Origin of the sequence: Alistipes provencensis, assembly GCF_900083545.1 — a bacterium.
Taxonomy (GTDB): Bacteria; Bacteroidota; Bacteroidia; order Bacteroidales; family Rikenellaceae; genus Alistipes; species Alistipes provencensis.
Window position 1 is genome coordinate 2,898,985 of sequence record NZ_LT559262.1, and the last position, 22,292, is coordinate 2,921,276.

At 62.1% G+C, this 22,292-nt stretch carries 15 protein-coding genes and 1 pseudogene; 1 reads left to right on the forward strand and 15 read right to left on the reverse strand.

The window, feature by feature from the left end:
- Window position 1 precedes the first annotated feature (1 nt).
- Genes BN5935_RS11325 through BN5935_RS11335 form a run of 3 tightly spaced genes read right to left on the reverse strand, consistent with a single transcriptional unit; the run spans window position 2 to window position 5,766 of the window.
- Window positions 2–1,399 carry an efflux transporter outer membrane subunit gene (locus BN5935_RS11325; RefSeq protein ID WP_064976934.1) on the reverse strand — a complete coding sequence of 466 codons (1,398 nt, stop codon included), beginning with the start codon at window positions 1,397–1,399 and terminating at the stop codon, window positions 2–4.
- A complete protein-coding gene (locus BN5935_RS11330; RefSeq protein ID WP_064976178.1) occupies window positions 1,396–4,494 on the reverse strand; it encodes an efflux RND transporter permease subunit in 3,099 nt (1,032 codons plus the stop codon). The genes BN5935_RS11325 and BN5935_RS11330 overlap by 4 nt, the downstream gene beginning before the upstream one ends.
- Window positions 4,495–4,500: 6 nt before the next feature.
- Window positions 4,501–5,766, reverse strand: coding sequence for an efflux RND transporter periplasmic adaptor subunit (locus tag BN5935_RS11335; RefSeq protein WP_147625817.1), 1,266 nt, complete (start codon window positions 5,764–5,766; stop codon window positions 4,501–4,503).
- A 244-nt stretch (window positions 5,767–6,010) separates the two neighbouring features.
- On the opposite strand from BN5935_RS11335, the gene BN5935_RS11340 reads away from it, so the two are divergent.
- Window positions 6,011–7,087, forward strand: a complete 1,077-nt coding sequence (locus tag BN5935_RS11340; protein WP_064976179.1) for an MBL fold metallo-hydrolase — start codon at window positions 6,011–6,013, stop codon at window positions 7,085–7,087.
- A gap of 38 nt (window positions 7,088–7,125) precedes the next feature.
- Here BN5935_RS11340 and BN5935_RS11345 read toward each other — a convergent pair whose 3' ends face one another.
- The 12 genes and pseudogenes from BN5935_RS11345 to BN5935_RS15730 form a co-directional block, all read right to left on the reverse strand.
- Window positions 7,126–8,835, reverse strand: coding sequence for a sensor histidine kinase (locus tag BN5935_RS11345; protein ID WP_064976180.1), 1,710 nt, complete (start codon window positions 8,833–8,835; stop codon window positions 7,126–7,128).
- Between the two features lie 3 nt (window positions 8,836–8,838).
- Window positions 8,839–9,960 (reverse strand): histidine kinase, encoded by a 1,122-nt coding sequence (locus BN5935_RS11350; protein ID WP_064976181.1) that lies wholly within the window; start codon window positions 9,958–9,960, stop codon window positions 8,839–8,841.
- A 2-nt stretch (window positions 9,961–9,962) separates the two neighbouring features.
- Complete coding sequence (locus BN5935_RS11355; RefSeq protein WP_204244909.1) at window positions 9,963–10,718, reverse strand: hypothetical protein; 756 nt, start codon at window positions 10,716–10,718, stop codon at window positions 9,963–9,965.
- Between the two features lie 4 nt (window positions 10,719–10,722).
- Window positions 10,723–11,292 (reverse strand): K(+)-transporting ATPase subunit C, encoded by a 570-nt coding sequence (locus tag BN5935_RS11360; RefSeq protein ID WP_064976182.1) that lies wholly within the window; start codon window positions 11,290–11,292, stop codon window positions 10,723–10,725.
- 15 nt (window positions 11,293–11,307) lie between these two features.
- Complete coding sequence (gene kdpB / locus BN5935_RS11365; protein WP_064976183.1) at window positions 11,308–13,350, reverse strand: potassium-transporting ATPase subunit KdpB; 2,043 nt, start codon at window positions 13,348–13,350, stop codon at window positions 11,308–11,310.
- 13 nt (window positions 13,351–13,363) lie between these two features.
- On the reverse strand, window positions 13,364–15,055 hold the full coding sequence (gene kdpA, locus BN5935_RS11370) for a potassium-transporting ATPase subunit KdpA (RefSeq protein ID WP_064976184.1): 1,692 nt from the start codon (window positions 15,053–15,055) through the stop codon (window positions 13,364–13,366).
- 4 nt (window positions 15,056–15,059) lie between these two features.
- The gene (locus BN5935_RS15220) at window positions 15,060–15,173 is read right to left on the reverse strand and encodes a potassium-transporting ATPase subunit F (protein WP_317041640.1); all 114 of its coding nucleotides are present in this window, start codon (window positions 15,171–15,173) and stop codon (window positions 15,060–15,062) included.
- 358 nt (window positions 15,174–15,531) lie between these two features.
- The gene (locus BN5935_RS11380) at window positions 15,532–16,866 is read right to left on the reverse strand and encodes a sigma-54-dependent transcriptional regulator (RefSeq protein WP_064976186.1); all 1,335 of its coding nucleotides are present in this window, start codon (window positions 16,864–16,866) and stop codon (window positions 15,532–15,534) included.
- A 138-nt stretch (window positions 16,867–17,004) separates the two neighbouring features.
- Window positions 17,005–19,002, reverse strand: a complete 1,998-nt coding sequence (locus tag BN5935_RS11385) for a glycoside hydrolase family 97 protein (protein ID WP_064976187.1) — start codon at window positions 19,000–19,002, stop codon at window positions 17,005–17,007.
- 17 nt (window positions 19,003–19,019) lie between these two features.
- A complete protein-coding gene (locus tag BN5935_RS11390) occupies window positions 19,020–21,242 on the reverse strand; it encodes a glycoside hydrolase family 3 N-terminal domain-containing protein (RefSeq protein WP_064976188.1) in 2,223 nt (740 codons plus the stop codon).
- Between the two features lie 93 nt (window positions 21,243–21,335).
- Window positions 21,336–21,890: an RNA polymerase sigma-70 factor gene (locus BN5935_RS11395; protein ID WP_064976189.1), complete on the reverse strand. Its 555-nt coding sequence runs from the start codon at window positions 21,888–21,890 to the stop codon at window positions 21,336–21,338.
- Between the two features lie 85 nt (window positions 21,891–21,975).
- Window positions 21,976–22,188: pseudogene (locus tag BN5935_RS15730) on the reverse strand (glycoside hydrolase family 95-like protein); the annotation flags it as partial.
- Window positions 22,189–22,292: the final 104 nt, after the last annotated feature.

Consider the following 22,292-nt stretch of genomic DNA (forward strand, 5'->3'; position numbering starts at 1 on the left):
GTCAGCCTTTCTTTTCGTGCTCCGGGGTCTCCCATCCGCCGCCGAGGGCCTTGTAGAGCCCGACCAGCGCCAGATGCTCGTTGCGCACAGCCTTGCTCTCCTCGACCTGTGCGTCGAAGAATTTCCGCTGGGCGTCGAGTACGTCGATGTAGCGGATCACCCCGTTTATGTACTGCAACTTGGCCAGCACGACATACTGCCGGGCTGCCTCCTTGAGGTTGAATTTCAGTTCGGCGGTCCGGCGCATGTTGCGGTAGGCCACCACGGCATCGTTGACCTCCCGGAATACCTCCAGCACCTTCTGCTCATAGGCCAGCCGGGCCTGATCGTAGGCCGCCAGCGCCGCGCGGTATTTCGCCCGTTTCGACCCGAAGGCGAAGAGCGGCGTCGTGAGATTGCCGACGGCATAGGAGAACGGCGATTCGATGAGCCCTTTGAGGGCGTCGTTCTCGAGTCCGCCCGTCAGCGAGATCGTCAGCCGCGGGAACCGGTCGGCATAGGCCATTCCGGCGGCGGCCATCGCCGCCTTGAGGTTCTGCTCCGACTGCCGCACGTCGGGACGGCGCTGCAACAGTGTCGAGGGCAGTCCCACGGCCAGCGAGTCGGGCATCGTGACGTTCATGTTCATCTTGCTGCGCGCCACGCGGGCGGGATAGCCTCCCGCGAGCACCGATATCTGGTTCTCCTTCTGGGCGATCTTCAGTTCGAGGTCGGGGATCAGCGCCGAGGCGCTCGCCAGCTCGACTTTCGCCTGCTGGTAGGCCGTCTCGGAGGTCAGGCCGCCTTCGAAACGCAGCCGGGCCTGCCGCATGCTCTCCTCGCGGGTCTCCACCGTGCGGCGCACTACGTCCAGTTCGTGATCCAAGGCCGTCAGTTCGAAATAGGCCGTGGCGACCTCGGCGATGAGCGTCATCTGCAAGGCCCGCGCCGCCTCGACCGAGGCGAGGTACTCCGCCGCCCCTTTCCGCTTGGCCCACCGCAGGCTGCCCCACAGGTCGGCCTCCCAGCTCAGGGTCGCCTTGACGCTGAATTCGGCGTCGCTCGTCGATTTCTCGCCGTAATAGTCGTTGGTCTCGTTGTCGGCCAGCACCAGCCCGCCGAGCGACGGAAGCCGTGCCGCCTTGCTCACGCGGTAGAGCTCCTCCAACTGGCGGATGCGCGCTTCGGCGGACTGCATGTTGCGGTTGCGGTCGAGCGTGCGGCCGATCAGCCGGCAGAGCGTCGTGTCGGTGTAGACCTCCCACCACGCCAGATCGCCGATGGTCAGCGAGTCGCTGCGTCCGGCGACGATCTGGGCCGGGAGATTCAGTTCGGGGGCCGGGCATTTCTTCTGCACGGAGCAGCCGCTCGCCGCCGTCAGCAGCAGGGCCCCGAGGATATATAAGTTGCTTCGTTTCATCGTGTAGTCCATTTTTCTTTCGCTTTATACACCCAGACGAAGAACAGCGGTACGAAGACGATGCCGACGGTGATGGCCACCAGCATGCCGAAGAAGACGCCCGTGCCGATGCCCTGCCGGCTGGCCGACCCGGGACCGCTGGCGAAGACCAGCGGCAGCATGCCGAGGATGAAGGCCAGCGAGGTCATGACGATGGGCCGGAAACGCAGGTGCGCGGCCATGATGACGGCCGTGAGGATGTCGCGGCCCTTTTCGACCTCGTCCTTGGCGAACTCGACGATCAGGATGGCGTTCTTGGCCACCAGACCCACAAGCATCACCAGTCCGATCTGGAAGTAGATGTTGTTCTCCAGCCCGCAGGCCCAGTTGCCCAGATAGGCGCCGATACCGGCGATCGGCAGTGAGAGAATCACCGCAATGGGGATCAGCCAGCTTTCGTACTGCGCCGCGAGGAACAGGAAGACGAAGAGGAAAGCCAGCGCCAGCACATAACCCGTCTGGCCGCTGACGTGCTTCTCCTGATAGGAAAGGCCGCTCCACTCGACGCCGATCGACTGCGGCAGGTGGCGGCGGGCGATCTGTTCGAGGATGGCCATGGCCTGTCCCGAACTGTACCCTTGGGCCGCCTCGCCCGAGATGGTCGCCGAGTTGAACATGTTGAAGCGCCGGATGGTGCCCGGCCCCGTGGTGTAGGAGGTCGTGCCGAGGGCCGTGATGGGAATCATCGCCTTGTCGGCGCCCCGCACGAAGAAGAGCCCCAGATTCTCCCGCTGGGCCCGGTACGGGGCTTCGGCCTGGATGTAGACGCGGTAGATGCGGTTGAACAGGTTGAAGTCGTTGACATAGACCGACCCGGTGAAGGTCTTCATCGTCGAGAAGATGTCGGCCATCGGCACGCCCAGCATCTGGGCCTTGTCGCGGTCCACGTCGAAATAGAGCTGCGGGATGTCGTTCTGCATCGACGCTGAAAGGCCCGTCAGCTCCTTGCGCTTCGAAGCATAGTGCAGCAGCGTGTCGACGGCGTGCTGCAGGTCGCTGTATGAGGCGTTTCCGCGGGCCTCGAGCACCAGTTCGAAACCGCCCGAGGCGCCCAGTCCCGGAATGACGGGCGGCGTCGAGAGGTAGACCTTGCTTTCGGGATAGCGGCGCATCTCCTCGCGGATGCCGTTCATCAGTTCGCGGATGTCCGAGGTCTTGCGTTCTTCCCACGGCTTGAGGATCACCGTCAACTGGCTGCGCGACTGGTTGGTGCCCACGCGGGGGCTCGATCCGGTGACGTTGAGCACATATTCCACATCTTCGAGCGACATCAGGTACTCCATGGCGCGGTCTGTCACGCGGCGCGTGCGTTCGAGCGTGGCTCCCTCAGGAAGTTCCAGCTCGACGGTGAAATAACCTTGGTCCTCCTGCGGCATGAAGCTCTGGGGTACGACCCGGTTGAGCACCCACAGCGCCACGAGCGTCAGCCCGAACAGCGCCAGCATGCGTTTCGAGTGGCGCACGCCGCCGCGGATCATCCGTTCGTAGAACTTGTTGCCGTTGGCCAGCCAGATGTTGATGCGGCGGAACAGGCGGTTTTTCTTCCGCCCCGAATCGGGACGCAGAATCAGGGCGCAGAGGGCCGGCGAAAGCGTCAGGGCCACGAACGTCGAGATCAGCACCGAGACGGCGATGGTGATGGTGAACTGGCGGTAGAGCTGGCCGGTGATGCCCGAGAGGAAGCTCACGGGGACGAACACGGCGCACAGCACCAGCGACGTGGCGATGATGGCGCTGCCCAGTCCGCTCATGGCCTTCTTGGTGGCTTCGTAGGGCGAGAGGCCCTCCTCGTCCATCGTGCGTTCTACGGCCTCGACGACCACGATGGCGTCGTCCACGACGATGCCGATGGCGAGGATCAGTCCCAGCAGGGTCATCATGTTGAGCGAGAAGCCGAAGGCCAGCATCACGCCGAACGTTCCGATGAGCGAGATCGGCACGGCGATGGTCGGGATCAGCGTCGCGCGCCAGTTCTGCAGCGAGAGGAAGACCACGAGGATCACCAGCAGCAGCGCTTCGAACAGCGTGTGGTAGACCTCCTTGATCGACTGCGAGATGTAGGAGGTCATGTCGAACGGTATTTTATAAGAGATGCCCTCGGGGAAACTGCGGCTGATCTCCTCCATCGTTTCGCGCACCGAACGCGCCACCTCCATGGCGTTGGCGCCCGGCAGCATGTTGATGTTCATCACGGCTGCGTTGCCGCCGTTGATGCCGCTCTCGGTGCTGTACGACGAGGCTTCGAGCGAGATGCGGGCCACATCGCGCAGACGGATGAGCGATCCGTCGGGGTTGGCGCGGACGACGATCTCCTCGAATTCGCGCACCGACGAAAGGCGTCCGCGGGCGGTGATCGGGATGGTGACGTCGAGTCCCGAAATGGGCTGCTGGCCCAGTACGCCCGCCGCCGATTCGCGGTTCTGATCCTTGAGGGCCTTCTGCAGGTCCTGAACCGTCAGTCCGAGGTTGGCCAGCCGGTCGGGCTGCACCCAGACCTGCATGGCGTAGTAGCGGCTGCCGACGTTCGAAACGCTGCCGACGCCCTTCACGCGGCGCAGCATGTCCAGCACGTTGAGCGTGGCGTAGTTCGAAAGGTAGATTTCGTCGAACTTGGGGTCGTTCGACAGCAGCGTGATGGTCATCAGGCGGCTCGAAGCCTGCTTCTGGACCGAGATGCCGTTCTGTATGACTTCGGCCGGGAGGCGCGCCTCGGCCTGCTTCACGCGGTTCTGGATCTCGACGGCCGCCAGATCAGCATCCGTTGAGATGTCGAAGGTGATCGTGGCGGAGAAACCGCCCGAGTTGCTGCTCGTCGACTCCATGTAGAGCATGCCGGGCGTACCGTTGAGCTCCTGCTCGATGGGTGTGGCGACGGCCTGCGTCACGGTCTGGGCGCTGGCACCGGGATACGATGCCGAGACCTTCACCACCGGGGGCACGATCTGAGGATACTGGTCCACGGGCAGCAACACCAGTCCCAGCAGGCCGACGATGACAATGACGATGGAGAGAACGGTCGAGAAGACGGGCCGGTCGATAAAGAAATCCGATTTCATGGCTCGTTATTTTTCAGACGTCTCCGTCTCGGTTACAGGGCCCTTTTCCGGGGCGGGTACGGGGTCCACCTTGTCTCCGTGGGTGAGTTTGTGGAAGCCCTCCACAACGATTTTCTCGCCGGGAACGACGCCCCGCTCGACGATCACGCGGTTGTTGACCTCGGGGCCGAGTTCGATCATGCGGCGCTCGGCGATGCTGTCGGGCCGGATGACGAAGACATAGGCGCCACCCTTCTCGATGACGACGGACTTGGTCGGGACGACCGTGGCGTTCTCGCGCACGTCCAACAGCAGGCGTACTTTGGTGATCTGCCCCGGCAGCAGGATGCGGTCGGGGTTGGCCATCTCGGCCCGCACGGAGAAGGTTCCCGTTTCGGGATCGACCTGCGGGTCGGCGAAATCCACCAGTCCGCGCAGCGGATACTGCGTGTTGTCGGCCAGCGTGATGGTGATGTAGGGGTCCCACTTGCGGGTGGAGTCCTTCTGGCCCAGATTGACGTTGCGGGCCTTGCTTTTGAGGTAGTCGAGACCCGTCATGCTGAAATCCACGCGCACGGTGTCGCTCTTGACCACCGTCGCCAGCAGCGATTTGCCGTTGGGACCCACGAGCGTGCCGATGTCGACGCTGCGCTCGGAGATGTAGCCCGAGAGCGGCGAGCTGACGGTGGTGTAGCTCAGGGCCGTTTCGGTCTGCGTGAGGTCGGCCTCGCTCATAGCAACGGCTGCCGTGGCGCTCTCGTAGGAGGCGATGGCGTTGTCGAGGTCCAACTGGCTCGCGGCGTTCTGCTCGTAGAGCGGACGGATGCGCTTCAGGTCGCGCTCGGCCTTGAGGGCCATGGCCTTGTCCTTGTTCAACTGGGCCTTGGCCTTGTTGGCGCGCGCCTGATAGAGCTTGGGGTCGATGATGAACAGGGGCTGCCCTTTGCGGACATAGGTACCCTCTTCGAACATCATCTTTTCGAGGAAGCCCTCGACGCGGGCGCGGATCTCGACGAACTGCTGGGCGCGGATGCGTCCGACGTATTCGCCGTAGAGTTCGATATCGTCGGTCTGGACGGGTTCGACTTCGACCACGGGCCAGACGGGTTTTGCGGGTTCGGGACGCAGCCACCACCACACTCCTCCGGTCGTCACGACGGCAACTGCGGCGATGATGATCCAAGTGCGTCGGGAGAAGCGGCGGACCTTGCTGCCGGCCTCTCTGCCCAGTTTCAGCGTGCGGCGGCCTGTCAGGACCGCCTGCTGCCTGATTGTATCACGGGATATTTTCATTGCTTGACATCTATGTATTGATTGCCTGGTATGGATGTCCGGTATTAAGGTGCAAAATTAGGATTTTTTTGTCAATCTGCTTTCCATCCGAACACAAATTGGGCGAATATGGTGCCGAAATGCCTGTTTTTGTTGTATAAAAGATGGTCCGAACGGTAATTCCGGTAACAAAATCCGTAATCCGTATACCAAAAGGCCGGAAAAACGGGTTTATATTTGTACGCTGATTAAAACGCCTTTACGAATGTCCTGCCGAAAAACAAAACGTGTCATGCTCATACTCCTCGGAATCGTCTGCCTGCTGGCCGCTGCGGTCGTGCTGTTCATCAACCAGCCTTCGTTCGGGCGGCTGCCCCGCGGTGAGCGGCTGGCGCGGATCGAACGTTCGCCCAATTACCGCGACGGGCAGTTCCGCAACCGCGAACGCACCCCGCAGTTCACCTCCGACCGGGGGCGTGTGCGGACCATGCTGGGATTCCTGTTCCGTTCGACGGACGACCTGCGCCCCGCGGAGCCCGTTCCGGCCGTCAGAACCGACCTGCTGTCACTCGATCCCGCGCAGGACCAACTGGTCTGGTTCGGCCACTCCTCCTACCTGATCCTTTCGGGCGGACGGCGGATACTCGTCGACCCGGTTTTCCGGAGCGCCGCTCCGCTGGCGTTCCTGAACAAGGCTTTTAAGGGCAGCGACCTCTACCGCCCGGAGGATATGCCCGCGATCGACCTGCTCGTCATCAGCCACGACCATTGGGACCACCTTGACTACCGCACGGTCCGCGAACTGAAGGACCGCATCGGAAAGGTCGTCTGTCCGCTGGGCGTCGGCGAACATTTCGAGCGCTGGGGATTCGCCCCGGAGCGGATCGTCGAACTGGATTGGGACGAGGATGCCAGCCCCGTGGAAGGATTCCGGGTCTTCTGCCTGACTTCGCGCCATTTTTCGGGCCGGGGACTGAATCCCAACAAGTCGCTGTGGGCCTCCTACCTGTTGGAGACCCCTTCGCAGACTATCTACATCGGCGGCGACGGCGGTTACGGCAGTCATTTCGCGCAGATCGGGCAGCGGTTCCCGGAAATCGACCTTGCGATTCTCGAAAACGGGCAGTACAATGCCGACTGGCGCTATATCCACACGCTGCCCGATCAGTTGCCGCGGGCCGCGGCCGATCTGGGGGCCCGGAGAGTGCTGACGGTCCACCACTCGAAATACGCGCTGGCGCTGCATCCGTGGGACGAGCCGCTGAAGACCGCCGCGGCGATGGCCGGGCATGAGCCGCCCACCGTCCTGCGTCCCGTCATCGGGGAGGTCGTCGAACTCTGAATGAAGAAGCCGCCGGAATTCCGGCGGCTTCTTTTGTGTCAGGCCGGGAGCAGAATCGAGAAGCAACTCCCCTTGCCTATCTCGCTTTCGACCGAGATCGTGCCGCCGTGGGCCTCGACGAACTCCTTCGAGATGGCCAGCCCCAGCCCGCTGCCCTGAACTTTGGTTCCGGGAACGCGGAAATAGCGTTCGAAGATACTCGTATGGTAACGCGGGTCGATGCCGCGGCCGAAGTCGCGCACATAGATCTCCACAGCCTTTTCGCGTTGCACGGCGCCGATGATGATGCGCGATTTCTCGGGCGAGTGGTGAATGGCGTTCGACAGCAGGTTGGTGATGACCCACGCGATCTTCTCGTTGTCGACGAAGAGTTTCGAGATCTTCTCGGGGTAGTCCACCTCGACGAAGCAGCAGAACCGGTCGGCCAATACCTGCGTCGCCTTTACGGCGTAGTTTATCAATTCGATAGGCTTGGTTACCTTAGGTATCAGTTTAAGTTTGCCGGTCTCGATCTGGGTCATATTCAGCAATTCGCCGGTGATCGACAGCAGGCGGTCGCTGCTCTCCTTGATGCTCTCCACGAGCTGTTTCTGTTCGCCGTTGAGCTCGCCCAGACGGGCGTCGCCCAGCAGTTGCAGGCTCATCAGGATCGAGGAAATCGGGGTTTTCATCTCGTGCGAGACGGTCGAGATGAAGTTGGTCTTGGCCGAATCAAGCTCCTTGAAGCGGGTGATGTTGTTCAGCACGATCAGGTTGCCCACGAACTGCCGTTCGCTGCCGCCCACGGGGGTGATGAAGAGCGGCGTGTTCTCCACCTGAAAATAGCTCTCCTTGTTGTCGGCATAAATTTTCAGCGGTTCGGGGTCCTCTTTCTTCTCGCAGAGTCCGCGGATCAGCCGCCGCAGCAGGTCGTTCGAGAGGGCTACTTCGGTGGCGTTGCGCCCCACTACCTCCCGCGGAAGATTCAGCACCGAGAGCGCCTCGCGGTTCATGAAGAGGATGCGGCGGTCGGGGTCCAGCCCCACGATCGGCTCGTGGAGCGTGTCGACGATCGCTTCGATCCGTTTTTTAGCCGCCATCAGGTCGTCGAGCGAACTGCGGCGGTATTCGTCCAATTTGGCGGCCATGTCGTTGAACGACTCGGCGACGGATTCGAATTCGCGGTTGCCCGGGAAGTCGAGCCGCTGTTCGTAGTTGTGGTTGGCGATCTCGGTGATGCCCCGTTTCAGGGCGTCGATCGGCCGCAGCACCAGCCGCGGGAACCAGACGAGGATGGCCCCGGCGATCACGGCGCAGAGCCCCGCCACGACGATCAGCCACCACATGACATAGTCGGCACGCTGCTCGACGGCCGAGCTCTTGGCACGGATGGCCGCCATGTTGAGTTCCATGATGCGGAAGAGGTCCTGCCGCACGGTCCGGATTTCGGCCTCGGTCACGGGATCGCTCAGCGAGGCGATGTGGCGTGAGAGCGCCGAGGTGCTCTCACGCTCGCTGATCTCGGTGATGTTCTGCTGCTGCAGGGCGAGGTTCTCGCGCAGGATGTGCCGCGAAACGGAATCTTCGCCGATGTTGTTGAGCGATTGCAGCATGCCGCCCGCATACTGCAGCGAATTGTAGTTGTCGGCGAGGATGGTTCCCGTCGCCTGCGACAGTTGCCGCACATAGCTGACGGACTGGATGCCCAGCAGCAGGATCATGGCGAAGAGGATGCCGATGCCCAGCGTGATTCTCCGTTGTATTTTCATAATTTATGAAAAGATAAAAAGATCGATGTTCATGCGCGACAGCTTTCCGATGAGCCGCCGCAGGCCGAATGCGCCTTTCAGCAGCGAAATTAGCGAAAATTCGGGACGTCCGATGCAGACGATGTTGATTTTTTGTTCGCGGCAGAATCCGACGATGGTCTCCACCGGGGCGTTGGAGTGTTCACGGCGGATTTCGCCCCCGAGTTCCGCGGCGAGGTTCAGGTTGTTCATCAGGTAGCGCTGGCGGGCCAGCGGGATGCGGTCGGCGGCCTCGCGGTCGCTCTGGACGTAGAGTACCGTGAACGAGGTGTTCAGGTGCGTGGCCATGCGCGCCGTCTTGCGGATGACCCGGCGGGCGCGTTTCTCGCTGCTGTCGATCACGGCCAGCAGTTTGTCGTGGCGGAGCTTGTCCCCCTCGGCCATCTGGTTCTCGACCTTCTTCTCGACGCGCAGCGCCACCTCCTTCAGCGCCAGTTCGCGCAGTTGCAGCAGGTTGTCCTGAGTGAAGAAGTTGCCGAGCGCCGCGGCGATCTTGTCGGGACGGTAGATCTTTCCGGCCTTCAGGCGGCCGATCAGCTCGTCGGCCGTGAGGTCGATGTTCACCACCTCGTCGGCCATGGCCAGCACGCTGTCGGGAACCCGCTCGCGGACCTCGACGCCGGTGATCTTCTCCACGGCCTCGTTCAGCCCCTCGATGTGCTGGATGTTGACGGCCGAGATGACGCTGATTCCCGCGTCGAGAATCTGCATCACGTCCTGCCACCGCTTGGGATTGCCGCTGCCCTCGATGTTGGTGTGGGCCAGCTCGTCCACAACGACGATTTCGGGATGCAGGTTGATGATCCCCTGCGTGTCCATCTCCTCGAGCTCCTTGCCCTTGTAGAAGAGCCTGCGGCGCGGCACGAACGGAAGCCCTTCGACGAGGGCTTCCGTTTCGGTGCGGCCGTGCGTTTCGATATAGCCGATGCTGACGTCCACCCCCGCATCGAGCAGTTGGCGGGCCTCCTGCAGCATGCGGTAGGTCTTGCCCACGCCGGCGCTCATGCCGATGTAGACCTTGAACTTGCCGCGGTGCGAACGCCGGATCAGTTCCAGAAAGCGCTGAACGCTGTCCTGCTTCTCCATCGTTACATCCGGAATGAGAATCCGCCCACGAAATTCACGTCCTCCGCCGCGGGGTTCCAGCCCAGCGACGTGAAGATGCCGAGTTGGAGCGATCCGAGCACGGTCCAGCTCTTCCCGGCGTTCAGGAAGATGTTCTGGACGTAGAAATCGCGGTCGATGCCGTAGGTGCCGACGGCGTTCCACGGCACGATGCCGATGCCGGCCTTCATCTCCACGCCCTTTACGGCGAAAGGATACGAGGCTTCGGCATAGGTGGCGTAGGCACGCTCCCCTTTCGTGTTGACATCGGCGGCGCCGAACAGCACGGTGTTCCACGCCAGCGTGAGGGGTACCTGCTCGCTGATGCGCCATGCGATGCCCGCCTCGACGCGGTGGGGCGAATCGGCCCCGAAGCGAAAGTAGCTGTGGCTGACCGTACCGCGGTCGCCGGCGCCGCCCTCCCAGTAGAGGTCGGCCAGCGAGAGGGTCACGGGACCGAGGGTGTAGGCTAACGTCAGGTCCATCTCCTTATAGGAGGTGGCGGCGAAGTCCACTGATCCCCATGTCGTCGCCGAGAAGTTCCCGGCGGTCATCGTCAGCGTGGGTTGCAGGCTGGCTCCGGCTTCCCAGACGCCGCGCCAGATGTAGCCGCTCACCACATCCGTGCCTCCCGAGAATTTCACGCCGCGTTCTTGGGCACAGAGGTCGGCGGTCAGGAAGACCGCCAGTGCGGTCATCAGGATGAATATCCAGCGTTTCATGGTCTTGTCGATTTTCATGGGTTTAGTTTTTACTCATTTCTTCCAGCGCGACGTTCAGGCGCAGGACATTGACTTTTGCCGTTCCGAAGAGTCCCAGCCACGGTTTTTGGGTCTGGGTGTCGACTAGTCGCTGCACGGCCGCGACGTCCAGTCCGCGGGCTTCGGCCACACGCTGCACCTGAACCTGTGCGCCGCGGGGCGAGATGTCGGGATCGAGACCCGAGCCGCTGGCCGTGACCATTTCGGCCGGAACCTCTTCGCGCGAAAGGTAGGGATGCGCCGCGAGGAAATTCTCGATGCGCTGTTCCACCTCGGCGAGGTATTCGGGGTTGGTCGTGGCCTTGTTGCTGCCGCCGGAGCCGCCGCCGTTGTAGTCCACGGCCGAGGGACGGCCCCAGAAATGGGCGCTGTCCGTGAAAGACTGCCCCACGTTCGCGGCGCCGACGATCTGTCCGTCGAGCGTCACCACGTCGGCCTTCCCGCCGTTGGGACCTGCGACGGCCGATACGCCGCGCAGTACGAGCACATAGCCCACGCCGAGCAACAGGCACATTGCCAGCGTTATTTTGAGTGAAATCCAGAGGTTTTTCATGGTTGAAGCGATACTTTAAAAGAACACACTTATTAACATATCAATCAGCTTGATGCCGATGAACGGAACGATCACGCCGCCCAGACCGTAGATGAAGAGGTTGCGGCGCAGCAGGGCCGAGGCTCCGATGGGTTTGTAGGTCACGCCGCGCAGGGCCAGCGGGATCAGCAGCGGGATGATCAGGGCGTTGAAAATCACCGCCGAGAGGATGGCGCTTTCGGGCGAATGGAGGTGCATGACGTTCAGGGCGCCGAGTGACGGGATCGAGGCAATGAACAGCGCCGGGACGATGGCGAAATACTTCGCCACGTCGTTGGCGATGGAGAAGGTCGTGAGCGTGCCGCGCGTCATCAGAAGTTGCTTGCCGATCTCGACGATCTCGATCAGCTTCGTGGGGTCGTTGTCCAGATCGACCATGTTGCCCGCCTCCTTGGCGGCCTGCGTGCCGCTGTTCATTGCCACGCCCACGTCGGCCTGCGCCAGCGCCGGGGCGTCGTTCGTGCCGTCGCCCATCATGGCTACCAGCTTGCCCGACTGCTGTTCGCGGCGGATGTATTCGAGCTTGTCCTCGGGCCGGGCTTCGGCGATGAAGTCGTCGACGCCCGCTTTCTCGGCGATGTATTTGGCTGTCAGCGGATTGTCGCCCGTGACCATCACGGTCTTCACGCCCATCCGGCGCAGGCGCTCGAAGCGCTCGCGGATGCCGGTCTTGATGATGTCCTGCAGTTCGATGACGCCCATGATCCGCTCGTTCTCGCAGACCACGAGGGGCGTGCCGCCGTTTTCCGAAATGCGGCGCGTCGTGGCGGCGATCTCCGCCGGGCAGGTGTTGTCCTGTTCCGCGGCGAGACGCAGGATCGCTTCGGCGGCGCCTTTGCGGATGCGGCGTCCGTCGGGCATGTCGACGCCCGAACTCTTGGTCTCGGCGGTGAATTTCACCATGCGGACCCCGACCATCGACACCGGGTCGATGCGGACCCCTGCGTCGGCGCCCAGTTCGACGATGGATTTGCCTTCGGGCGTCGGGTCGGCGACGGACGAGAGGACGCAGAGACGGATGAACGCCTTTTTGTCGACTCCGTCGACCGGGTAGAAATTCGTGGCCTTGCGGTTGCCGATGGTGATGGTGCCGGTCTTGTCCAGCAGCAGCGTGTCGATGTCGCCGGCGGTCTCGACGGCCTTGCCCGACTTGGTGATGACATTGGCCTGCAGGGCGCGGTCCATGCCCGCGATGCCGATGGCCGACAGCAGGCCGCCGATGGTGGTAGGGATCAGGCAGACGAACAGCGAGATGAAGGCCGCGACGGTGATGTTGGCACCCACATAGTCCGCAAAGGGTTTCAGTGTGGCGCAGACGATCACGAAGACGAGCGTGAAGCCTGCCAGCAAGATGGTCAGCGCGATCTCGTTCGGAGTTTTCTGGCGCGAGGAGCCCTCGACCAGAGCGATCATCTTGTCGAGAAAACTCTCGCCGGGCCGCGCGGTGACCTTCACGAGGATGCGGTCCGAGAGGACTTTCGTGCCGCCCGTGACGGAACTTTTGTCGCCGCCCGCCTCGCGGATCACCGGGGCGGATTCGCCCGTGATGGCGCTCTCGTCGATCGAGGCGAGGCCCTCGACGATCTCGCCGTCGGCGGCGATGGTGTCGCCCGCGACACATTCGAAGAGGTCGCCCTGTTTCAGGGCCGAACTGCTGACGATGTGCGACTGTCCGTCGGGCTCGATGCGTTTGGCGGGGGTCTCCTCGCGGGTCTTGCGCAGCGAGTCGGCCTGCGCCTTGCCGCGGGCCTCGGCGATGGCTTCGGCGAAGTTGGCGAAGAGCACCGTGAGCAGCAGCACGAAGAAGACCACGGTGTTGTAGAGCAGCGAGCCCTGCGATGTGTTGCCCGTCACGGCGATCCAGACCAGCAGCAACAGCATGGCGAAGGTGACGACCTCGACGGTGAACATGATCGGGTTCTTGACCATCTGCCGCGGATCGAGCTTCGTGAACGAAGCGCGGAGGCTCCGGCGCAGCAGCGTGCGGTCGAAGAGGGAGTTATTTTGATTTTGTTTCATGGCGGTAGCTTGTTTAGAAAGTCAGGTAATCGGCGATCGGACCCAGTGCCAGTGCGGGAAAGAACGAGAGGGCCGCGACGATGATGATGACGGCGAAGGTCATCAGCGAGAAGGTGCCCGTGTCGGTGCGGAGTGTTCCGGCGCTCTCGGGAATGCACTTTTTCGAGGCCAGCAGTCCCGCGATGGCGATCTGCCCCACGATCGGGAAATAGCGGCCCATGATGAGCGCGATGCCCGTCGAGATGTTCCAGAACGGCGTGTTGTCGGCCAGCCCCTCGAAGCCCGAGCCGTTGTTGGCGGCCGAGGAGGTGTATTCGTAAAGCATCTCGCTCAGTCCGTGGAACGAAGGGTTGTTCAACCACCCTATTTCGGGGTTTGCGGCGGCTACGGCGGCCGAGATACCTGTGCCGACGAGGATCAGGAAGGGGTGCATCAGCACGACCAGCGTGGCGATCTTCATCTCGCGCGCTTCGACCTTCCGGCCGAGGAACTCGGGCGTGCGGCCCACCATCAGTCCGCTGATGAAGACGGCGATGATGAGGAAGGCGAAGTAGTTCATCCACCCCACTCCGACGCCGCCGAACCAGCAGTTGATCTGCATGTTGAGCATCTGCATCATGCCGCTCAGCGGAGTCTGCGAGTCGTGCATCGAGTTGACCGAACCGTTCGAGGTGACGGTCGTCACCATGCCCCACATGGCCGAAGCGGCCGAACCGATGCGGATCTCCTTGCCCTCCATCGAGCCGAGGTCCTGTGTGATGCCCATTTCGTCGATATTGGGGTTACCGCCCGTCTCCTGCGGAACGGAGACGAAGATACCTGCCGTGAAGGCGAAGAGCATCACGCCGAAGATCCATGCCGCGAGTTTGCGGCGGCGGGTGTAGAATCCGAAGGCGAAGACCATGGCCATCGGCAGGATCAGGATCGACCAGCATTCGAGGATGTTGGTGAAGGCGTTGGGGTTTTCGAGCGGGTGCGCCGAGTTGGTGCCGAAGTAGCCGCCGCCGTTGGTGCCCAGCTGTTTGATGGGCACGATGGCTGCCGTGGGGCCCTGCGAGATGACCTGCTCGGCGCCTTCGAGCGTCGTGAGCGACTGCTTGCCGTCGAAGGACATCGGGGTGCCGTTGACGACCAGCAGGATGCCGACCGCGAGCGACAGCGGCATCAGGATGCGCGTCACGCTGCGGGTGAGGAAGACCCAGAAGTTGCCGATGGTCTTCGTCGTCTTGCCCGCCAGCGCCTTCATGACGCCGGCCATGGCGGCCATGCCGCAGGCGGCGGTGACGAACTGGAAGAGCATGATGACGAACAGTTGGGTGAAGTAGCTCAGGCCCGTCTCGCCGCTGTAATGCTGCAGGTTGCAGTTGACCATGAACGAGATGCAGGTGTTGAACGCCAGATCGGGCGACTGTCCCGGATTGCCGTCGGGATTGAGCGGCAGCCAGCCCTGAAAGACGAGCAGCAGCATACCCCAGAAGAACCAGAAGAGGTTGACCGTCAGGAGCGCTTTGAGGAACTGTTTCCAGTTCATCTCCTGCGCGGGGTTGATGCCGCAGAACTTATAGATACGACGCTCGACGGGAGCCATGAAATCGAGCCATGTACGCTCGCCGCGGTAGACTTTGGCCATGTAACGTCCCAGCGGATAGCAGAGCGTCACCAGAAGGGTCCATTGCAGGATGACGCCTAAAATTTCGGTATTCATCGATTCAGAATTTTTCGGGTTTTACGAGCACATACATCAGGTAGATGAACCCGGCGATGCTCAGAATAAGTAGTCCTGTAAACATTTTCTTCAGATTTTTTCGAACCAATCCACACATTTGAAATAGAACCCGTAGCATAGTGCGCCGAGGGCGCAGAGCAGCAGGAACAGTACGATTTCATTCATTTTCGCTTCTTTTTTGAGTTAGACATCAATTTTACATAACCGCACAGCATCCGGTCCAGCAGCAACATGGCGCCGCAAAACAGCGCGATCAGCAGTATGATTATCAGGGTTGCCATGTCGAATCTTCCGTTTGGTTTCGCTCCATAGCATACGAAGGCGGTGCCAGAACCGGAATTTACGGGTCAAGTGATTGGTGGATAGGATGTTGCGTTTTTCGGAGGTGTGCCAAAAAAGAGGGCCGCCCTATCAAAATGATAAGGCGGCCCTCTCGGAATGAGAAGCCGGGGCGGTTATTTCACCCCGTAGCTTTCGAGTTTGCGGTAGAGCGTGGCGATGCCGATACCCAGCAGGCGGGCGGCTTCGGCCTTGTTGCCCGCGGTGTGTTCCAGCACCCGGAGGATGTGGCGGCGTTCGAGGTCTTCGAGCGCCAGCGAATCGGGGGCGGCGGTGCCGGCCGCCGTGTGGAATTCGGGGGCGAGGCAGTCGACTGTGAGGCTGTTGCCGTCGGCCATGATCATGCTGCGCTCCACGGCGTTGCGCAGTTCGCGGACGTTGCCCGGCCAAGGATGGCGTTCGAGGGCCGCGATATAGCGGTCGTCGATCGTGTCGATGCGTTTGCCCATCTTGGCGGCGAACTGCGCCGCGAAGAAACGGACGTATTCGGGGATGTCGCCCCGCCGTTCGCTCAGCGGCGGCAGTTGGATGCGGAAGACCGAGAGCCGGAAGAAGAGGTCCCCGCGGAAACCGCCTGCGGCAATCTCCCGTTCGAGGTCGCGGTTCGTGGCGGCGATCAGGCGCACGTCGACCCGCGTGGGGCGCGTTTCGCCGACCTTGATGAACTCCCCGCTTTCGAGCACGCGCAGCAGTTTGGCCTGCAACTCGGCGGGCATCTCCCCTATTTCGTCGAGGAACAGCGTGCCTTTGTCGGCCTCCTCGAAAAGTCCTTTCTTGTCCTTGGTGGCTCCCGTGAAGCTGCCGGCGCGGTGGCCGAAGAGTTCGCTTTCGAGCAGTTCCTTCGAAAAGGCCGAGCAGTTGACTGCGACGAAAGTCTCCTTGGCCCGCGGGCTGGCGTGGTGGATGGCTTGGGCGAAAACCTCCTTGCCGGTGCCCGTTTCGCCCGTGAGCAGCACCGAGGTGTCCGTTACGGCGACTTTGCGGGCCAGTTCCACAGCCCGGCGCAGGGATTCCGAACGGCCGATGATCCGCTCGAACGAGTGCTGTTCGGACAGGGTGTCGTCGATGCGGGCCAGCCGTCGCTGCATCCGGGCCTTTTCGACCGCACGGCTCAGCAGGGGCAGGATCTTGTTGTTGTCGTCGCCTTTGGTGATGTAGTCGAAAGCGCCGTTTTTGATGGCCTGCACCCCGTCGGGGATGTTGCCGTAGGCTGTCAGGAGGATGACCTCGGCCGACGGCGCGGCCTCCTTGATCCGGGCCACCATGTCGACGCCGTTGCCGTCGGGCAGCTTCACGTCGCACAGCACCACGTCGGGATCGCAGCGGCGGAGCGCCTTCAGTCCCGAGGTGCAGTCCGCGGCCTCGGTCACGTCGTATCCTTCGAGCGAGATGATCCGGGCCAGCAGTCCGCGCAGTTGCTCTTCGTCGTCGATAATCAGAATCTTAGCCATAGTTTTTGCGAGTCGTTCCCGGCACAAAGATATATCATTTCGGCGGTATCCGCTATCGCCGGGCTGAAAAACGAAAAGAAAAACGGCCGCCTGCGGGTCGTATCCGGTGCAGGCGGCCGTTGGGATGTGCCGTGCGGCTTATCGGGCGGGGGTAAGCGCAGCGGCGAACCCGCCCCCGGGTGCGAGGTGCAGTTTCAGGGGTTCGGAGGCGTCGACGCGGAGCGTTTCGCGCTTGTAATCGCTGGCCTTGCGGTCGGCGTTCACGCCGTCGCGGAACAACACGGCGTCATAGGCTCCGCCGAGGAACGAGAGGTCGACCTCCACGTCGCGGGGCGTCCAGTCGGTAATGCCGCCGATGTACCACGTCGTACCCTTGCGGCGTGCTGTCAGGATGTATTCGCCCATCCGTCCGTCGAGGATGCGCGTCTCGTCCCACACGGTGGGGATCGCGGCGATGAAGTCCGCCGACTCCTTTTCGCGCAGGTAGGCGGTCGGCGAGTCGCACAACATGTTCAGCGGCGAATCCAGCACGACGTAGAGCGCCAGTTGGTGGCAGCGCGTGCCCTGACTCATCGGTTCCGAATTGCAGGGGTGGTAATTCTTCTTTATGGCATTCCGCATCGCCCCCTGCGTGTAGTCCATCGGGCCTGCGGCCTGACGGATGAAGGGGATCGTCGCGTCGTATTTCATCTGGTCGACCGTCGGCGGCTGCCATTTCATCTGTTCGAGGCCGTGCACGCCCTCGAAGTTCAGGACGTTGGGCCATGTGCGGTTCAGGCCCGCGGGTTTGTGGGTGCCGTGCAGGTCGAGGAGCAGTTTGTACTTGGCGGCGGTCTCGGCGGCGCGGTAGTTGAAGGCGGTCATCTGCTGGTCGTCGCGGTCCATGAAGTCGACCTTGAAACCCTTGACACCCATCTCCGAATAGTGTTTGCAGACCCTCTCCAGATCGCGATCGAAAGCCCAGTAACCTGCCCAGAGGATGATGCCCACGCCTTTCTGCCGACCGTAGTCCACGATCTCCTGCAAGTCGATGGCCGGGACCACCTGCATCAGGTCGGCCTGCTTGTTGACGGCCCACCCCTCGTCGAGGATCACATATTCGATACCCTCCGATGCGGCGAAGTCGATGTAGTATTTATAGGTCGCGGTGTTGACGCCCGCACGGAAATCCACGCCCGAGAGGTTCCAGTCGTTCCACCATTCCCAAGCCACCTTGCCCGGCTTGATCCATGCGATGTCGTCGAGGCGCGACGGTGCGGCCAGCAGGTAGCTCAGGTTGCTCGCGGCGAGGTCGGTGTCCGAACCGACGATCGCCACGCGCCACGGGAACGCACGCGGGGCGTCGACCTTTGCGATATGGTCTTTCCGTTCCCGGACGAGCATCTGGAGCCGGTTGTGACCGCCCTGCTCCTGCTTTTCCGGATAGGGCGCGAAGACCCCTTTCAGGCCGTTCTTCGCAGCTCCGGCATTGGTCAGATAGAGCCCCGGATAGTTTTCGAGGTCGGTTTCGGTGATGCAGACCTTCACCCCGTCGCCGGCGTCGACCACCAGCGGCAGGAACATCAGGCGTCCGGAATTCAGTTCCGAAAGTCGCGCCGTCGTGTAGGTGTTCTCGAACGAGTTGTAGAACTGGTCGTCGAAATCGCCCTCCTTGCCCCTTGCCACATAGGGAACCGTCGCTTCGAGATCGGCGGGGAAACGGAAGTCCGCCTGCTCGCTCACGATGTTGAACGGCTTTTTGGCGCGGCTGACGAAGCGGTAGGCGACGCCGTCGTCATAGGCCCGGAACTCCACCGACCAGTCGCCTTTCATGCGCAGCGTCAGTGCGTTGTAGTGGTCGCGGATCGAGTCGGCGCGGTAGAACGGCGAAGCGATCATCTTGTCGGCGCTTGTGCGGGTGACGCCCGCCACGCGCGGATCGGCGTCCCACGTCGTGCCGTTGTCCAGCGTCAGCGAGAGCGGCGAGGTGTCCAGTATCGTTCGGCCGTCGAACGTGACGGCATAGGTCAGCGCGTCGCCCGCGGCGACGGTCGTTTGCAGGCGGCCGTCCGGAGAGGCCAGCGTATAGGTTTTTTGGGCCTGAACGGAAAAAGTGCAGGCGACGGTGGCTGCAAGCAGCAGAAGCGTTTTTCTCATCGGTATTACTTATATGTTTAGAGTACTGTAAATCGAACGGGACGGAGCCCTGCGGAGTTGCCGCCGATGAAGAGCTCGAACTCCCCGGGATCGGAGACGACGGAGCCGTCGGCCAGCACATATTCCAGCTCGGAGCGTGTGATGTCGAAAGTCACGTCGGTAGATTCGCCCTTCTTGAGGAAAATCTTCCGGAATCCTTTCAGCTCCTTCACCGGGCGGGTGATCTGCGCCTTGAGGTCGCGGATGTAGAGCTGCACGACCTCTTCGCCGTCGTAGTCGCCCGCATTGGTTACTTTTACCGTCGCCGTGATCGTGCCGTCGGCGGCCATCCGGTCGCTGCTGAGCGTCGGCTCGCCGTATTCGAAGCGCGTGTAGCTGAGTCCGTAGCCGAACGGATAGAGCGCATCGACCGGGGCGTCGATGTAGTGCATCACATAACGCTGATTGGGCTCGAACGGGCGCCCCGTGTGCTTGTGGTTGTAGTAAACCGGGATTTGGCCGACGTTGTAGGGGAACGACATGACCAGTTTGCCCGAGGGGTTGTATTTGCCGAACAGCACGTCGGCGACGGCGTTTCCGGCCTCGGTGCCCAGAAACCAGGTCTCGACGATCGTCTCGATATTCTCCTTCTCCCACGCCAGCGTCAGCGGCCGGCCATTGCTCAGCAGCAGGACGACGGGTTTTCCGGTCTTTTTGAGCTCTTTCAGCAGCTCCTGCTGGACGCCCGGCAGACCCAGCTCCGAGCGGCAGTAGCCCTCGCCGCTCATGTCGGCGCTCTCGCCCAGACAGGCGATCACCACGTCGGCGTTGCGCGCAACGCCGACGGCCGCCGCAAAACCGCTCCGGTCGCCGCCCGTCACGTCGCAGCCCTTGGCGTAGGTGATCCGCGTGCCGGCTCCGGCGGTTTTCTCGATGCCCCGGAGGATCGTCACGACCTCCTTCGGGTCGCCTTTGGCCCGCCATTCGCCCAGCATGTCCACCGGGCTGTCGGCCAGCGGCCCGACGACGGCGATGGAGCGGGGTTTGCCGAGAGGCAGCACCGATTTGCGGTTTTCCAGCAGCACGATCGACTTGCGGGCCATGTCGCGGGCCGCTTCACGGTGCGCCGCCGAGAGGGTCACCTCCTTTTCGCGCTGTTCGTCGCAGTAGCGGTAGGGATCGTCGAAGAGTCCCAATTCGTATTTCAGCCGGAGGATGCGGCGGACCGAGCGGTCGATCTCCTTTTCGGAGACCTTGCCCTCCCTCACCAGCTCTTCGAGCGAACTCGGATAGCAGTCGCCCTCCATGTCGATGTCGCACTCGTTCTTCACGGCCAGCAGTGCGGCCTGTTTCTTGTCCTCGGCGACGCCGTGGGGAATCATCTCGGCCACGGAACCCCAGTCGGAGACGATGACGCCGTCCCAGCCCCACTCGCCGCGCAGTATCTGCTTCACGAGGAATCGGTTGCCGGTCGCCGGGACGCCCGAGAGTTCGTTGAACGAGTTCATGAAAGTCGCGGCACCCGCGTCTGCGGCGGCTTTGAACGGCGGCAGGTAGAGTTCGCGCAGCCGCTGGTCGGAGATGTCCACCGTATTGTAGTCGCGGCCGCCCTCGGAGGCTCCGTAGCCTGCGAAATGCTTCGCGCAGGCGAGGATGGTGTTCGGCGCCGAGAGGTCGTCGCCCTGAAATCCCCGGACACGGGCCCGGGCGATGTGCGACCCGAGGTAGGGGTCCTCCCCCGCTCCCTCCATGACGCGGCCCCAGCGGGGATCGCGTGCGATGTCGACCATCGGGGCGAAAGTCCATTGCAGACCCGCTGCCGAGGCTTCGACGGCGGCCATCCGGGCCGAGGCTTCGATGGCCGACATGTCCCACGAACAGCTCTCGGCCAGAGGCACGGGCGAAATGGTCTTGTAACCGTGGATCACGTCCAGCGCGAAGATCAGGGGAATGCCCAGCCGGGTCTCCTCGACGGCGATCCGCTGGAGTTCCCGTGTCGTGGCGGCTCCCGTGACGTTGAGCACGGTTCCGATCTTTCCTTCGCGGACGCGCCCTTCGAGTGACGAGTACTGTTTCAGGACGCCGGTGGGGTTACTCTGGCCCGAGACCTGATTCATCTGGCCGATCTTCTCGGCGAGCGTCATGCGGCCCATGAGCCGATCGATCTCCTTGTCGTAATTCCGGCCGGGGGACTTGTCGCCTCCGCAGCCTGCGACCGCCAGACAGCAGCCGAGCCATAAAATTCTGTAGGGTTTCATCATTCGGTATGTATTGTTCGTTAAATTTCCTATTCCGGGAAAGGTCCGGCGGATAAAGATACGCATTTTTGCCGGAATAGACCACGGTTGTGGGGATTAACGGATGCCCAGCAGGAACAACAGCAGGGGCGAATAGTTTTTCAGCACCGCGCGGAGCTTGCGGTAGGCAATGGCCATCTGGCTTTCCACGGTGTTGACCGAGATGCCGAGCGTCCGGGCGATCTCATATTGTTTCCGGCCTTCGAGCTTGCTCATGACGAAGATTTGCCGGCAGCGTTCCGGCAGCGCGGAGAGTGCTTCATTGAGCATCCGTTCCAGTTCCTCGGCAGAGGAGACGTCGTCGAAAGCGGTGAGGGCTTCGTAATTGAGCTGCAGAGTCAGACGGTATTCCCGGGTGATATGCTCTTCGGCCCGCAGGGAGACGCTCCGGCGGCGCAGAAAGTCGATGCTCCGGTTCTTGACGGCCAGATAGAGGTAGGCGAACAAGTTGGCCGAATCCTGCATCCGGTCCCAGTTGCCCCACAGTTCGAGGAAAACATCCTGCACGATGTTCTCGGCATCCTCCGCCAACACGACATATTCCCGTGCGAAACGTTTCATACGGGCGTAGTAAGTGATGTAGATGTGCGAAAAATCTTTCCGGTCCGACATGGATTTCTCTCGAATAATAACGGGCGCAATCAGTTCTATCTCCATCCAAATATACGAAATTTAGGTTTGCCGCCAATCCAAAAAGTCAAATTCGGGCAATTCCCCGAAATGTCAGACGTCTTTCCTCTCCGGCGCGGCAGGCGACGGATACAGGTTCCCGGCCCGGAATGCACAGCAGAAGCGGGCTGTCTGCGGCGCTGCAAAGCGTCACTTCGCACACCTGACCGTTCCGCCACCGACAGCCGACCGTGACGTTGCCGCGGGCTTTCAGACCCCGGTATTCTCCGTCCGCCCAAGCTGCGGGCTGTGCCGTCGTACCACAGCGTCAGGCTGTCGTGCTGCGGGTCGTGTGTGCGACAGCCGACCGTCAGCAATGTTATTGCCGCAAGGATGGTCCGGAGT

Coding starts and splice junctions, on each gene's coding strand:
- BN5935_RS11325 (WP_064976934.1), bottom strand. CDS start 1,399: ATGAAACGAAGCAACTTATATATCCTCGGGGCCCTGCTGCTGACGGCG.
- BN5935_RS11330 (WP_064976178.1), bottom strand. CDS start 4,494: ATGAAATCGGATTTCTTTATCGACCGGCCCGTCTTCTCGACCGTTCTC.
- BN5935_RS11335 (WP_147625817.1), bottom strand. CDS start 5,766: ATGAAAATATCCCGTGATACAATCAGGCAGCAGGCGGTCCTGACAGGC.
- BN5935_RS11340 (WP_064976179.1), top strand. CDS start 6,011: ATGTCCTGCCGAAAAACAAAACGTGTCATGCTCATACTCCTCGGAATC.
- BN5935_RS11345 (WP_064976180.1), bottom strand. CDS start 8,835: ATGAAAATACAACGGAGAATCACGCTGGGCATCGGCATCCTCTTCGCC.
- BN5935_RS11350 (WP_064976181.1), bottom strand. CDS start 9,960: ATGGAGAAGCAGGACAGCGTTCAGCGCTTTCTGGAACTGATCCGGCGT.
- BN5935_RS11355 (WP_204244909.1), bottom strand. CDS start 10,718: ATGAAAATCGACAAGACCATGAAACGCTGGATATTCATCCTGATGACC.
- BN5935_RS11360 (WP_064976182.1), bottom strand. CDS start 11,292: ATGAAAAACCTCTGGATTTCACTCAAAATAACGCTGGCAATGTGCCTG.
- kdpB (WP_064976183.1), bottom strand. CDS start 13,350: ATGAAACAAAATCAAAATAACTCCCTCTTCGACCGCACGCTGCTGCGC.
- kdpA (WP_064976184.1), bottom strand. CDS start 15,055: ATGAATACCGAAATTTTAGGCGTCATCCTGCAATGGACCCTTCTGGTG.
- BN5935_RS15220 (WP_317041640.1), bottom strand. CDS start 15,173: ATGTGTGGATTGGTTCGAAAAAATCTGAAGAAAATGTTTACAGGACTA.
- BN5935_RS11380 (WP_064976186.1), bottom strand. CDS start 16,866: ATGGCTAAGATTCTGATTATCGACGACGAAGAGCAACTGCGCGGACTG.
- BN5935_RS11385 (WP_064976187.1), bottom strand. CDS start 19,002: ATGAGAAAAACGCTTCTGCTGCTTGCAGCCACCGTCGCCTGCACTTTT.
- BN5935_RS11390 (WP_064976188.1), bottom strand. CDS start 21,242: ATGATGAAACCCTACAGAATTTTATGGCTCGGCTGCTGTCTGGCGGTC.
- BN5935_RS11395 (WP_064976189.1), bottom strand. CDS start 21,890: ATGTCGGACCGGAAAGATTTTTCGCACATCTACATCACTTACTACGCC.